The organism is Streptomyces sp. NPDC006512, assembly GCF_040611935.1.
Lineage (GTDB): Bacteria > Actinomycetota > Actinomycetes > Streptomycetales > Streptomycetaceae > Streptomyces.
On the sequence record NZ_JBEXPG010000109.1, the window covers coordinates 1 to 12,687 of the forward strand.

Here is a 12,687-nt window from a genome sequence, read left to right on the forward strand (position 1 = left end):
CGTACTGGACGTACTTGGCTTTCGCCCGGTGCGGCGAGAGCGCGTGCCAGGCGTCGCGGGGCAGACGGGAGTTTGACGACAGGCCCTAGTGCCGTAGCCGGGCGCGGCCGGTACCGGGCGGGGCGTCGGGGGCCCCGTGCGCGCGGGCCGCGCGGGGCGGCGTACGCCCCGTGGGGGCAGGGGCGTACGAGCCCCCGGCGCATTCGCGCTGTCGTACGAGCGCTCCATCGGGAGCGGGAAGCACCCCCGCGAAGTTCCCCAACTCGGCGTCCGGGGTGGGAGCGTGCGGTCTAGCGTGGGTATCCGGTGATCAACACCGGGCCCCGGGAACCGACTGGGGGCCGGGCCCCACGTACCGAGGACGCACATGTCCGGACTCCGCGCCGCCCGCCACTCCCCGTCGAGACACGCCGCCTCCGGTCCCGCGCGGCAGATACGGCCCCAGCTGATCCGTGCCGCCGTGCTGCCCACCCTCGCGGCCGGGCTCAGCGGCGCGGCCGCGGTGATCTTCACCCTCCAGCTCGGCGGGGGCACCGGAGACCGGGACGCCCGGCTGTGGCCGCTGCTCACGGGCTGCGCCCTGCTCGTCATCGGGGCGCTGGCCGCCGCGCTGCTCGGGGCCCAGCGCTCCGCGAAGGCCGTACGGGACCGCTGCGAGGCGCTGCGGCGTTCCAGCGTGCGCGGCCGCCAGGAGCTGCGTACGGCCGCCGAACGCCTGGAACGGGGGGAGACGCCGCCCCGGCCCGTGCGCGGAGGCCCCGGCGGACCGCCCGCGGGAACCGACCCGGCCGGGGTCGACGAGTTCTGGCTGCTCTCCCAGGAACTGCGCGGCGCCCGGGAACAGGCCCGGGCGACCCTCGTGCGGCTGGCCACCCCGGCCGCGCCGACCGACAGCGACCGCAAGGTGGAGGTGTTCGTCAACCTCGCGCGGCGGCTTCAGTCGCTCGTGCACCGCGAGATCTCCCTCCTCGACGGCCTGGAGGACACCGTCGAGGACCCGGACCTGCTGAAGGAGCTCTTCCACGTCGACCACCTCGCCACCCGGATCCGCCGCCACGCCGAGAACCTCGCCGTGCTCGGCGGGGCCGCCTCCCGGCGCCAATGGACCCGGCCGATCGACCTGAGCGAGGTGCTGCGCTCCTCCGTGGCGGAGGTCGAGCAGTACACGCGGGTGAAGGTGGTCCCCCCGGCGGGCGGCACCGTACGCGGCCACGCCGTCGCCGACGTGGTGCACCTGCTGGCCGAACTCGTCGAGAACGCCACCGTGTTCTCGCCCCCCGACACCGACGTGGTCGTCCGTGCGGAGCGGGTCACCTCCGGGATCGCGGTCGAGGTCGAGGACCGCGGACTGGGCATGCCCCCGGAGGAACAGCACCGGATGAACGCCCTGCTGGGCGAGCCCGACCAGGTCAGCGTCCAGCACCTGCTGGCCGACGGACGGATCGGCCTGTTCGTGGTCTCGGCGCTGGCCCGCCGGCACGGGATCGCCGTCGAGCTCAAGTCCAACATCTACGGCGGAGTCCTCGCCGTGCTCGTGCTGCCCCAGGGGCTGCTGGGCGCGGAGGCGCCGAACGCCGCCGACCTGGCCGACGGGTCGCGGGCCACCTCGTGGGGGACCGGCGCGGGCGGCGCCGTCCCGCCCCTGGAGCCCGTACGGGTCACCGTGCCGGATCCGTGGCAGGCGCGGAGCGCCGAACGGGCGCCGGAACCCGGGCCCGGACCGGCGTGGCCGGCCGCCGACGGAGCCGCCGCCGAGCCGGGCCGGACCCCGGCACAACGGCAGCCGGGGCAGGGACCGGCCTGGGCGGCCCGGCCCGGGGGCCCGCAGGACGGCGCCCCCGGCCCGTCCCCCGCCCCGGAGCCCTTCGCGGAAACCTTCATGGAGGTCTTCCCGGAGCCCGCCCCGCGGGCCCCCGGGGCGTCGGTACCGGCGTCCGCGTCCGTACCTTCCGCCCGGGCGGACACCTCGGCCGCCGAGGCCGTGGCCGCCGACACCGGCAGGCCCGCCCTGCCCCGTCGCCGGGCCCAGCAGCACCTGGCACCCGAGCTGCGCGAGGCGCCCGCCCCGCGGCCGGCGGCGGCCGGCGAGCAGCCCGTACACGACCCGGGCCTCATGGCCGCCTTCCAACGGGGCTTCGGCCTCGCCCAGTCGGAGCGGCCGGCATGAGCCCCGCCCCGGCCCACCCCCCTCACCCCAGCAAGGAGCGCACCCCCATGGTCGGCGAAGCGGCGACGAAGACCGGCAGCCTCTCGGACCTCGACTGGCTGCTCGGCGGCCTGGTGCAACGGGTCCCGTACACGCGCAGCGCGGTACTGCTGACCGCGGACGGGCTCGTCACCTGCGTGCACGGTCTCGACGCCGACAGCGCCGACCACATGGCGGCCCTGGCCTCCGGGCTGTACTCGCTGGGCCGCAGCGCCGGGTCCCGGTTCGCGGACGGCGCGGAGGTCCGCCAGGTGGTGGTCGAACTCGACACCGCCCTGGTCTTCGTCTCGGCGGCCGGATCCGGCACCTGCCTGGCCGTGCTCGCCGACCGGGAGGCCGACGCGGGCGTCCTCGGCTACGAGATGGCGATGCTGGTCAAGAGCGTCCGGCCGTACCTCGCCGCCCCGCCGCGGCGGCCCGTCGCCGGCGCGGAGCGATGAGGACCCGGGCGAGGGGGGCGCACGGGGCCGGAGCGCTGCGGGACACGCCCTGGCTGGATGATTCCGCCGGCCGGGTGATGCGCCCGTACACGGCGAGCGGCGGCCGGACCCGGCCGGCCGTGGCCCTCGACCTGCTGTCCCTGGTCACCGCGACCGGGGTGCGGCCGAGGGTCCCGCTCGGAGCCGAACACACCCTCGCGCTGCGGATCTGCGCGGGCGCCGCGGCGGTCACGGTCGCCGAGGTGGCCGGACAGCTGCGGCTCCCGGCGGTGGTGGTGAAGGTGCTGCTGTCCGACCTGATGGAGTACGGGGCCGTCAGCGCACGGGCGCCGCGGTTCCCGGCCCCGGGCGCCGGGCTCGCGGCCGACGACCAGGCCTTGCTGAGGGCGGTGCTCGATGGCTTACGCCGACGACTCTGAGGCCCGGCCCCCGGCCCTTCCCGCGACCTTGAAGATCCTGGTCGCGGGCGGGTTCGGGGCGGGCAAGACCACCTTCGTGGGCGCGGTCAGCGAGATCGAACCGCTCTGCACGGAGGAACTGCTGAGCGGGCTGAGCGAGACGGCCGACCCGCTGGAGGGGGTGGAGACGAAGACGGCGACGACGGTCGCGCTCGACTTCGGACGGATCACCCTGGACGACGGGCACGTCCTGTACCTCTTCGGCACGCCCGGACAGCAGCGCTTCTGGTTCCTGTGGCAGGAGTTGTGCGCGGGAGCCCTGGGGGCGGTGGTGATCGCCGACACCCGCCGGCTGGAGGACTGCTTTCCGGCCGTGGACTTCTTCGAGCGGCGTGGGATCGCCTTCGTCGTCGCCGTCAACGAGTTCGACGGCGGCCACCGCTACACGGCCCGTGAGGTCCGCGAGGCGGTGGGGCTGGGGGCCGCCGTGCCGGTCGTACGGTGCGACGCGCGGCTGACGGGCTCCGCGACCGGGGTGCTGGCCGCCCTCGTCCACCACCTGCTGACCACGGCGAAGACGGCCGGCGCGCGGCCCGTGCCGTCCGCGCCCCGGCCCGCGCACACGACCGCCGCCCACGCACACGCGCGGAGGGACGCGGCCGCCACCACCACGTGACCGGATCCGGGGGAACCGACATGACGTACTACGAATCGACCGGCCACCTGCTGCTGACCCCGGTCGACCGGGAGGCACCCGCGCGTGCCGTCCGGCTGCGCGAGATGGGCCTGGGGGAGCGGGCCGACTCCGAGCTGGACGCCTTCGCCCGCCGGGTCGCCGACACCCTGGACGCCCCGTACGCGGGGGTCAACTTCGTCGGTGAGGAACGGCAGTTCTTCGCCGGGCTGCACCACGGCACCGACGCCGCCGCGAGCGGCTACCCCGCCCGGGTGCTCGCCCGCGACCACGGCTACTGCCCCCACGTGGTGGTGCGCCGCAGGGCCCTGGTGCTGGAGGACGTACGGGACTTCGCGCGCTTCGCCGGCAACGCCGTCGTCGACGAGAGCGGGGTGCGCTCCTACCTGGGGGCGCCCCTGACGGACCGGCGGGGCATCGTGCTCGGGACGGTGTGCGCGGTGGACCTGGTGCCGCGCCGCTGGGGGACGCAGGGCCTGGCCACCGTGAAGGCCCTGGCGGCGGAGCTGGTGGAACTGCTGCACGCGAGGGAGGACCGCCGGGCCTGACGGGCGCGACGGCCGGTGGCGGGGTCTACCGTCGGCAACGAGCACCGTCACGGACCGGGGCGGGCCGAGGAGAAGAGGGGTCGCGGACATGGGCATGACCGCCGAGGACGTCAGGACGATCGCGTTGTCGCTCCCCGACAGCAGCGAGAAGCCCGCCTGGGGCATGCCGACCTTCCGGGTCGGCGGGAAGGTCTTCGCCTCCCTCGCGGACGACGACGCCTCGATCGGGGTGAAGTGCCCCAAGGAGGACCGGGCCGAGCTGATCGCGGCCGAACCGGAGAAGTTCTTCCTGCGCGAGGGCCACGACGACAACTACGCCTGGCTCCGCGTCCGGCTCGCGGCCGTCGCGGACGCCGGGGAGCTGCGCTCGATCCTGGCGGACTCCTGGCGGCAGGCGGCCCCGAAGAGACTCGCGGCGGCCCACCCGGAGCTGGGCGGAGGCTGACCGTCGTGAGCGCCCCCGCCCGGGTGCTCAGCGCAGGAAGCCGGTGATCCGCTGCCGCAGCGAGCCGGCGTCCAGGCCGTGGGCGGCGACGTGTTCCTCCAGCGTTCCGTACCGGCGCAGTTCGGCGCGCCCGACCCCGAGCGGGAGGATCCGGTGCGGGACCTCCACGAGCGCGGCCCCGGCCGCCGTGGCGGACGTACCGGCGAGGTACGGCTCGACCAGCACCACGTCCGCCGTGGCGCGCCCGACGGCGGTGCGCAGGGCCGCGTCGTCGAAGGGCCGGACGGTGGCGGTGTACAGCACGGTGACGTCGAGCCCCTCGGTCGCGGCGAGGACGTTGTCGAGGAGCGGGCCGACGGCGACGACCACCCCGGCGCGTCCCTCCCGTACGGTCTGCAAGCGCAGGCCGTCCACCGGGCGCGGGGCGCTGTTCGACTGCTGGGACAGCCGGACGTACACCTTGTCGTCCCCGGCGGCGGCCGCGTGCCGCAGCAGCGCCCCGGCCTCGTCCGGGTGCCCGGGCACGTGCACCGTCCAGCCGTCCAGCGTGTCCAGCAGCGCCACGTCGCCCGGTGCCATGTGGGTGAACCCGCCGGCCGGCCAGTCGTAGCTCGCGCCGGCGCTGACCAGCACGCCGCCCGTGCCCTGGTGTCCGAAGTCCAGCTTGACCTGTTCGAAGGCCCGCTCCACGAGGAAGCTGGCGAAGGTGTGTACGAAGGGCCGCAGGCCCGTCAGCGCCAGCCCGCCGCCGACGCCGACCAGCAGCTGTTCCCGGATCCCGACGTTGATCACCCGATCGGGGTGCCGCTGCTGGGCGTCGCGGAACCCGTCCATGGTGATCTCGGCCAGTACCAGCGCCAGCCGGGGGTCCTCCTCCAGCAGCCGCGACGTGACCGAGACGAACCGTTCCCGCATGGTGTCCATGACGTCCCCTCCCTCTTTCCTTCTCAGAACTTCTTCTCGACGCGGGCGACGACCGCGTGCGGCCGGCCCGGATGCGGTGCGGTGAAGGCGGCGTGCAGCGCCGCGTGGTCCCGTCCGTCGACGGTCACCGCCGACCAGCCCGCCGCCTCGAAGCGGGAGGCGATTCCGCCGGGCCAGCCGTGGGTCGCCGAGTCGTTGTCGATCACCACGGTGTGCAGCCGCTCCAGCCCGGCCGATCCGGCGTACGCGATGGCCTCGTGGTTGCTGCCCTCGTCGAGCTCGGCGTCCCCGATCAGCACCCACACGGCCGGGTCGTCCAGCCCCTGCGCCCGCAGCCCGAGTGCGCTCCCGACGGCCAGGGGCAGCCCGTGCCCCAGTGAGCCGCTGCCGATCTCCACCCCGGGGATCAGCGTGCGGTCCGGGTGGTGTCCCAGGGAGGAGCCGAAGGAGCCGAAGCCGCTCAGCCGGCCCACCGGGAAGAACCCCTTGGCGGCGAGGACGGCGTAGTAGGCCATCGGTCCGTGTCCCTTGGAGAGCAGGAACCGGTCGCGCCCCGGATCCCCGGCGCTCTCGGGCCCGACGCGCAGCACCCGGTCGTAGAGCACCCACAAGACGTCGAGCGTGGACGTGGCGGCGGGCCCGTGCTTCTCGGCCCCTGTCATGAGCGCGATGAGCGCGCCCAGGTCCTCATGGCGGAACTCCGTGTCCGCGGTTGCCTGTGTCATACGGGAACCTTCGGACCTCAACCAGACTTGAGGTCAAGCGTCCGTCCGCCGCGGACATCTGATCCCGGCCGATCGGGAAAGGTGCGCGCGACCACCCCGAGAAGTGCGGTATTGTTCTCCTGCCAGTTCAACCAGGGGAAACCCCAGGTCAACGGGCATCGGGACGTGGCGCAGCTTGGTAGCGCACTTGACTGGGGGTCAAGGGGTCGCAGGTTCAAATCCTGTCGTCCCGACTTTTCGAAGTCGCAGATCAGGGGCCGTTTCAGAGAAATCTGAAACGGCCCCTCGGTCGTTTCCGGTCCGCCCCGCCGACGCCCTCCCGGCGGAACCGGGCGGAACGCCCCGACGGGGAAACCCAGTCGAGCGCCCGTCGCCGCCGGCCGGCCAGAGGCAACCGGCGGAGACATCCGGCCGGAGACAACCGGCCGGGAACCGCCGCTCGGGAGGCGCGTCCGCTCCGCTAGCATGTTCGAGTTAACGACTGCCCCGTTGGATTATGTACATCGGCTGAAAATTGATATCGACGATCACGCGACTCCTTTCGCGAAAGGGCGACAGGGCCGGGTCCGGCTCGTGGCGCCAGGCACGCGTCGTGCTGTGGGCTGCCGTGGGTGCGGTGACCCTCGGGTTCTTCATCGCGCTGGAGATCGCCGCGCGTCGGTACGGCGAGACCGGGCCGCTCACCAACCAGGCGCGCGAGGTGCTGTTCGCCCCCAAGTCGGGGACCGTGCTGTACGTCGCCATGGCGCTGATGATGGTGGTGCTCACCTGGCGGCAGCGGTTCATCGCGCTCGGCACCGCGATCGGCATCGACCTCGTCTTCTGGCTCGTGCGGTCGGCGGTCGGCGCCGAGATGATGTTCGGCAACGGCGCGTTGCTGGTGACCCTGGGCTGCGCCGTCATCGCCGTCACGCGCCGCACCGGCCGGGAGCGGGTCCTGCTGCTCCAGGGCGTCGGACTGGCCCTGCTGCTGGTGACCGGCCGCAAGACCGGCTACACCTGGCTGCTGATCACCTCGAAGACCCGCCCCACGGTGCTGGACCCGTACGTGGCCATGGCCGATCACGCCCTGGGCAACCCGTCGTGGCTGGTGGGCCGGCTCGTCGAGGCCACCGGCACGGTCGGCTACCACGTCCTCGAATGGGTCTACATCCAGCTCGCGGTGGCCGCGGTCGCGGTCGCGCTGTACCAGCTGCGCCACGTCGCGGCCGAGCGCCGCTTCCCGCGGCACCACCTGGTGCGCACGTTCCTCGTCATCGGCCTGCTCGGGCCGGGCATCTACATGATCTACCCCGTGGTCGGGCCGATCTTCGCCTACGGCGCCGACGGCGGACAGTGGGCCGTGGCCGACCTGTGGCCGAACACGCCGCCGCCCGTCACCCTCCCGCAGTCGATCCCCTTCGACGAGTTCACGCCGCGCAACTGCATGCCCAGTCTGCACACGGCGTGGGCCACCGCGATCTTCATCCACTCCCGCAAGGGGCCGCGCGTCCTGCGCTACGCAGGAACGTTTTGGCTGATCGCCACGCTCGGCGCGACGCTGGGCTTCGGCTACCACTACGGCGCCGACATCGTCGCCGGTGTGGTGTTCACGGTCACCATCGAGACGGCCCTGCGCGCGTTCGACCGCGGCTGGGACCGCCAGGGAATGCGGCTGGTCGCCTACGGGACCGCGGTCTTCGCCGCGCTCCTGCTGTCCTACCGCTACCTGTCCATGGAGATGGCCGGACACCCGTGGCTGTTCGGGCCGCTGGTCATCCTGTCGATGGCCTCGGTGGTCTACGGCTACGTACGGCTCACCCGGCTGTGGGAACGCGAGGACACGGTCGTACGCCTGCCGGAACCGCGCCGCGAACCGCAGCCGGAACTGGTCTCCACCGACCGCTGACACGGCACCCGGTCACGGGTCCAGGAGCGGCTGGCACGGACCGGGACCGGGGCGGGTCCGCGGGGGGCCGCGGACCCGCCGTGCCGCGAGTCAGCCGGCGTTGAGGAGCGCCTTCATCCGGGCGATCTCGGCGCTCTGGGAGCCGATGATGGCCCCGGCCATCTCCTTCGCCGGGCCGTACGCGCCGCCGGCCTGCTCGGTGCGGGCCATGGCGACCGCACCCTCGTGGTGCTTGACCATCAGTTCCAGGAACGCCTTGTCGAAGGCGCCGCCGGAGCTCTTCGCCAGCCGGTCCATCTCGTCGGCCGTCATCATCCCGGCCATGTCGTGGCCGCCGTGTCCGCCCTGTCCGGAGCCCTCGGCGGGGACCTGCTCGCCCCACGAGAGCAGCCAGCCGGACAGGGTCTTGATCTCCGGGTCCTGGGCCTTCTCGATCTCCTCGGCCAGCTTCTTCACCTCGGCCGAACCGGCACGCGCCGGGGCGAGGCGGGCCATCTCCAGGGCCTGCCGGTGGTGCGGGACCATTCCGAGGGCGAAAGCGGTGTCGGCCGCGTTGTTGCCGCCCTTGCCCGCTCCCTCCTTCGCGGCGGCCCCGGCGGAAGCGGAGGACGACGCCGGGGCCTTGGGGGTGGAGCCGTGGCCGTCGTGGGCCGGTCCGTCGGGCTGGTCGGCGCCGCAGGCGGCCAGGACGAGGGCGGCGGCGGAGGCCGCGGCGACGGCGGTGGTGCGGCGGATCAGGGAACGCCGAGCGGTCATGGTGGTGCTTCTCCTGTGCTGTGGCACGCGCGGAAGGGCGTGCGGAAGGTACGGGGGGCTCGCGGGCGGGAGCACCGGCCGCCGGGGCGTCGTCGAAGACGGCGCGGTCCGGGGCGGCCGGGCGTGCCGGAGCAGCCCTATACGCGCAGGAGTTGGAGTTCGCTCAGTGAGGGAGGGGCGCGGCCGCAGGCGGTCGCCCCGTCGAGGAGGCCGTGGGCTGCCGTCGGGGCGGCGGTGACCGGGCCGGGTGCGGCCGCGGGCGCCGACAGTACCGGCGAGCCGCTGGTCCCGGGGGCCGCGCAGGTGTCGTCGGCGTGCTCGGCGTGCCCGCCGGGGCCGTCCGGGCCGTCCGTGCGGTGGACCTCGGAACCGTCCGCGTGGACGCACGCGCACGGGTCGGCCGGTACGGCCGCCGCGGGGGTGCCGTGCCCGGCGGCGGCGCTGTGGGCCGGGGCCGAGGAGCCGGCCGCCGACGGGAGGGCGCCCGGACCCAGGCCGTGCATGGCCACGAGGCCGGTCAGCACGGCGAGTACGGCCAGGACGAGCGGCAGGGGGGCGCGCAGGCCGATGGGCCCTTCCGCTCGCTCCGTCCACGTCCGCATGTCGGCATCGTAGGCGGCCGCCGCGGGCGGTGCGACGCCGGGTGCGGGGGGCGGCCGCCCGTCAGGCCGGGTGGACGGGCCTCCCGTCGTGGAGTTCGAGCGGGCCGGCGCCGTCGGCGAGGGCGCGCAGGCAGGCCTTGATCTGGCGGCGCAGCGAGCCCTTGACGAGGCCGCGCAACTCCTTGCGGTCCGCGGTCCGCCAGTGGACGAGCTCGTCGGGCGGCAGCCGGATCGCGGCGAGTTCGGCGGCGCCGAGCACCCCGCCGTCGTACAGGAAACGGACCCGGGCGGGGTAACCGGGGCGGTGGGACCAGTTGACGCCGAGGAGCCTGCCGGGGTCGCGGTCCAGGCCGGTCTCCTCGCGGACCTCGCGCGCGGCCGCCTCCCGGGGGGTCTCGCCGAGGTCGCTGTCGACGCCTCCGCCGGGGAGCAGCCAGCGGCCCGGAGCCCCGTAGGCCGGCTGCACGAGCAGGATCCCGCCCGCGCCGTCGGTGAACAGCACGCTCGCCGCGGTGAGGGCCTTGGGCCGGGACGCGCGGTGGCCGGCCGCGTCGAAGCGGCCCGCGTGCTCCAGCGCCGCGCGGTGTGCCGGGTCGAACCCGACGGGGGAGCCCGGCTGGGGTACGCCGTCCGCGAGGTGGGCGAGGGAACCGGCGTACAGGGCGGCCAGCCCCGCGCGCAGCCGGGCCGCGGCACGGGCCGGGAGCCGGGCGGCGGCCTCGTCGGGGGTGAGCCAGTCGCCGCCGACGGCCCCGGCCCGGGTGTCGCCGAGCGGCCCCACGAGGTGGACGTGCACCACGAGCGAGCGTCCGTCGGCGCCCGGCGGACAGGAGTCGACCGCCAGCAGCCGGCCGACGGGGGCGACGAGGCCCAGTTCCTCCTCCAGGGCACGGGCCAGAGCCGGCTCCGGCGTCTCGGAGGCGCCGACGACGGCGCCGGGCAGCGCGGGCCCGGCTTGGTGCGGGGCCCGCGGGGGCACCGGTACGAGGACCCGCCCGTGGCCGTCGAGGACGATGCCGGTGGCCTCCACGAGCGGCGACGGCGGGAGCGGGGGCGGCGGCGCCCCGGGCGACGGTGGCGCCGGGGACGGGATCGGGCGCGGGCGCTCGGGCACGGCGGGGCTCCTCGGGTCGCGCGGAGGCTGGCGGTCCGCACATCGGTACCGCATCAGTACCACGCAGCCCCGCCCGGCAGGCCGTACGACCAGGCCGAATGCCCGCCCGGCCCCCTGGGCGGGCCGCCGGCTCAGGCGCGGGCGAGCAGCATTCCGCCCATCGTGACCATGGTCGCGGCGACCAGACCGTCCAGCATCCGCCAGGCCTTCGGCCGTGAGAGCGGGCCGCTCAGCAGCCGGGCGCCGTAGCCGAGCGCGCCGAACCAGGTCAGGCTGGCCAGTCCGGCCCCGATGCCGAACGCCCAGCGCAGGTCGCCCCGGTCGGCCGCGAGGGAGCCGATCAGCAGGACGGTGTCGAGGTAGACGTGCGGGTTGAGCCAGGTCATGGCCAGACAGGTCAGTACGGCCGCGCGGGCCGACCCGGCGGCGGCGCCGCCCGTGCCGAGGGCCGCGCCCGGGGCGGGGCGCAGCACCCGGCGGGCGGCGAGGAGCCCGTAGCCGATCAGGAAGGCGCCGCCGGCGATCCCGACGGCCGTCAGGGCGGCCGGCCAGGCGGTGACGAACGCGCCCACCCCGGCCACGCCCAGGACGATCAGGACCGCGTCGGACACGGCGCAGATGGCGACGACGGGAAGCACGGCCTGCCGGCGCGCGCCCTGCCGCAGGACGAAGGCGTTCTGCGCCCCGATGGCGACGATGAGGGAGAGGCCGGTGCCGAAGCCGGCCAGGGCTGCCGTGGTGATGCCGTGTGTCATGTGATCGACGGTACGAACCGGCGCGCCATGAGTACAGCTAAAGATTTTTACGTACCCTTAGCGCTCGTGATGGACGAACTTCCGCTGGACCAGGTACGGACGCTGCTCGCGGTGGTCGACGAGGGCACCTTCGACGCCGCGGCCACCGCCCTGCACGTGACGCCGTCCGCCGTGAGCCAGCGCGTGAAGGCCCTGGAACAGCGCACCGGCCGGGTCTTGCTCATGCGGACGAAACCGGTGCGGCCCACGGAGTCCGGGGAGGTCGTGATCCGCTTCGCCCGGCAGCTGGCCCGGCTGGAGCGGGACGCCCGCGCCGAGCTCGGGATGGGGATGGCCGACGGGCTGGGCCCGGTCCGGCTGCCGATCGCGGTGAACGCGGACTCGCTGGCCACGTGGTTCCTGCCCGCGCTGACCCGGGTGCCGCAGGATCCGCCGGTCTGCTTCGAGCTGTACCGCGAGGACGAGGCGCACACGACGGCGCTCCTGCGCGAGGGCCAGGTGATGGCGGCCGTCACCTCCTCGCCCGATCCGGTCGCGGGCTGCACGGTGCGGGCGCTGGGCCTGGCCCGCTACCTGCCGGTGGCCAGCCCCGCCTTCGTCGGCCGCCACCTGACGGGGGAGCCGGCGCGGGACCTGCGGGAGGCGCCGCTCATCGTCTTCGACCGGCGCGACGAGCTCCAGGACACCTTCGTGCGCACCCTGACGGGCGGGGCCTGCGGGGCCGCGGCCGCCCGGCACCAGGTGCCGACCTCGGAGGGGTTCCGCGACGCGGTGGCCGCCGGGCTCGGCTGGGGCCTGGTCCCCGAACCGCAGGCGCGGCCGCTGCTGGAAACGGGTGCGCTCGTGCCGCTGGAGCCCGCGCCGCCGGTGGACGTACCGCTGTACTGGCAGCAGTGGAAACTCGACTCGCCGGCGCTGGCGTCGGTCGCGGGGGTGGTCGCCCAGGCCGCGCGGGAGGCCCTGCGCCCGCCCGACCTCCCGGACCGCCGAGCCATCACCTTCGGCCACGCCCGTTCCGGGCCGGCCCCGGCCTGACCGCGACTCCCCCCTGGTGCGTGCCCCGGCACACCTTCCCGGCCACGGCACTAGTGCCGTGGCCGGGAAGGTCCACCGGGTCGCGACGCCCGGCACGGCACCTCTCCGCGTTGTCGGACCACGGAGGTACGTCCAGTACGAGCCGCGGCCCTCCGCC

General features: G+C 75.0%; 14 protein-coding genes and 1 tRNA gene. 9 read left to right on the top strand and 6 right to left on the bottom strand.

Translation table 11 applies throughout. The annotated features are described in order from the left end of the window. Positions 1-367 precede the first annotated feature (367 nt). The 6 genes from ABZZ17_RS39015 (at position 368) to ABZZ17_RS39040 (ending at position 4,731) form a co-directional block, all read left to right on the top strand. Complete coding sequence (locus tag ABZZ17_RS39015; protein WP_356883977.1) at positions 368-2,167, top strand: ATP-binding protein; 1,800 nt, start codon at positions 368-370, stop codon at positions 2,165-2,167. A 47-nt stretch (positions 2,168-2,214) separates the two neighbouring features. Further along, complete coding sequence (locus ABZZ17_RS39020) at positions 2,215-2,646, top strand: roadblock/LC7 domain-containing protein (RefSeq protein WP_356884001.1); 432 nt, start codon at positions 2,215-2,217, stop codon at positions 2,644-2,646. Then, entirely contained in the window at positions 2,643-3,065 is a 423-nt protein-coding gene (locus tag ABZZ17_RS39025; protein WP_356883979.1) for a DUF742 domain-containing protein, read from the top strand. Before ABZZ17_RS39020 ends, ABZZ17_RS39025 begins: the two co-directional genes overlap by 4 nt. Next, positions 3,043-3,720 (top strand): ATP/GTP-binding protein, encoded by a 678-nt coding sequence (locus ABZZ17_RS39030; RefSeq protein ID WP_356883981.1) that lies wholly within the window; start codon positions 3,043-3,045, stop codon positions 3,718-3,720. The genes ABZZ17_RS39025 and ABZZ17_RS39030 overlap by 23 nt, the downstream gene beginning before the upstream one ends. Positions 3,721-3,740: 20 nt before the next feature. Then, positions 3,741-4,286, top strand: a complete 546-nt coding sequence (locus ABZZ17_RS39035) for a GAF domain-containing protein (protein WP_356883983.1) — start codon at positions 3,741-3,743, stop codon at positions 4,284-4,286. A gap of 88 nt (positions 4,287-4,374) precedes the next feature. Next, positions 4,375-4,731, top strand: a complete 357-nt coding sequence (locus ABZZ17_RS39040) for an MmcQ/YjbR family DNA-binding protein (protein ID WP_356883985.1) — start codon at positions 4,375-4,377, stop codon at positions 4,729-4,731. Positions 4,732-4,758: 27 nt separating this feature from the next. On the opposite strand, the gene ABZZ17_RS39045 is transcribed toward ABZZ17_RS39040, so the two are convergent. Both ABZZ17_RS39045 and ABZZ17_RS39050 read right to left on the bottom strand, forming a co-directional pair. Beyond that, positions 4,759-5,655, bottom strand: coding sequence for a transketolase (locus ABZZ17_RS39045; protein WP_356883987.1), 897 nt, complete (start codon positions 5,653-5,655; stop codon positions 4,759-4,761). A gap of 23 nt (positions 5,656-5,678) precedes the next feature. Further along, the gene (locus tag ABZZ17_RS39050; protein ID WP_356883989.1) at positions 5,679-6,380 is read right to left on the bottom strand and encodes a transketolase; all 702 of its coding nucleotides are present in this window, start codon (positions 6,378-6,380) and stop codon (positions 5,679-5,681) included. Between the two features lie 159 nt (positions 6,381-6,539). On the opposite strand from ABZZ17_RS39050, the gene ABZZ17_RS39055 reads away from it, so the two are divergent. Next, positions 6,540-6,613 (top strand) — tRNA-Pro (locus ABZZ17_RS39055). A 359-nt stretch (positions 6,614-6,972) separates the two neighbouring features. Continuing rightward, positions 6,973-8,268, top strand: a complete 1,296-nt coding sequence (locus tag ABZZ17_RS39060; RefSeq protein ID WP_356883991.1) for a phosphatase PAP2 family protein — start codon at positions 6,973-6,975, stop codon at positions 8,266-8,268. Between the two features lie 90 nt (positions 8,269-8,358). On the opposite strand, the gene ABZZ17_RS39065 is transcribed toward ABZZ17_RS39060, so the two are convergent. From ABZZ17_RS39065 to ABZZ17_RS39080, 4 genes are all read right to left on the bottom strand, one after another. Then, positions 8,359-9,024, bottom strand: coding sequence for a DUF305 domain-containing protein (locus ABZZ17_RS39065; RefSeq protein WP_356883993.1), 666 nt, complete (start codon positions 9,022-9,024; stop codon positions 8,359-8,361). 137 nt (positions 9,025-9,161) lie between these two features. Continuing rightward, complete coding sequence (locus ABZZ17_RS39070) at positions 9,162-9,626, bottom strand: DUF6153 family protein (protein ID WP_356883995.1); 465 nt, start codon at positions 9,624-9,626, stop codon at positions 9,162-9,164. Between the two features lie 61 nt (positions 9,627-9,687). Further along, positions 9,688-10,740: an NUDIX hydrolase gene (locus ABZZ17_RS39075; protein ID WP_356883997.1), complete on the bottom strand. Its 1,053-nt coding sequence runs from the start codon at positions 10,738-10,740 to the stop codon at positions 9,688-9,690. Positions 10,741-10,871: 131 nt separating this feature from the next. After that, positions 10,872-11,495, bottom strand: coding sequence for a LysE/ArgO family amino acid transporter (locus ABZZ17_RS39080; protein ID WP_356883999.1), 624 nt, complete (start codon positions 11,493-11,495; stop codon positions 10,872-10,874). 69 nt (positions 11,496-11,564) lie between these two features. Here ABZZ17_RS39080 and ABZZ17_RS39085 point away from each other — a divergent pair, with 69 nt between their 5' ends. After that, positions 11,565-12,530 (top strand): LysR family transcriptional regulator ArgP, encoded by a 966-nt coding sequence (locus ABZZ17_RS39085; protein WP_356884003.1) that lies wholly within the window; start codon positions 11,565-11,567, stop codon positions 12,528-12,530. Positions 12,531-12,687 lie beyond the last annotated feature (157 nt).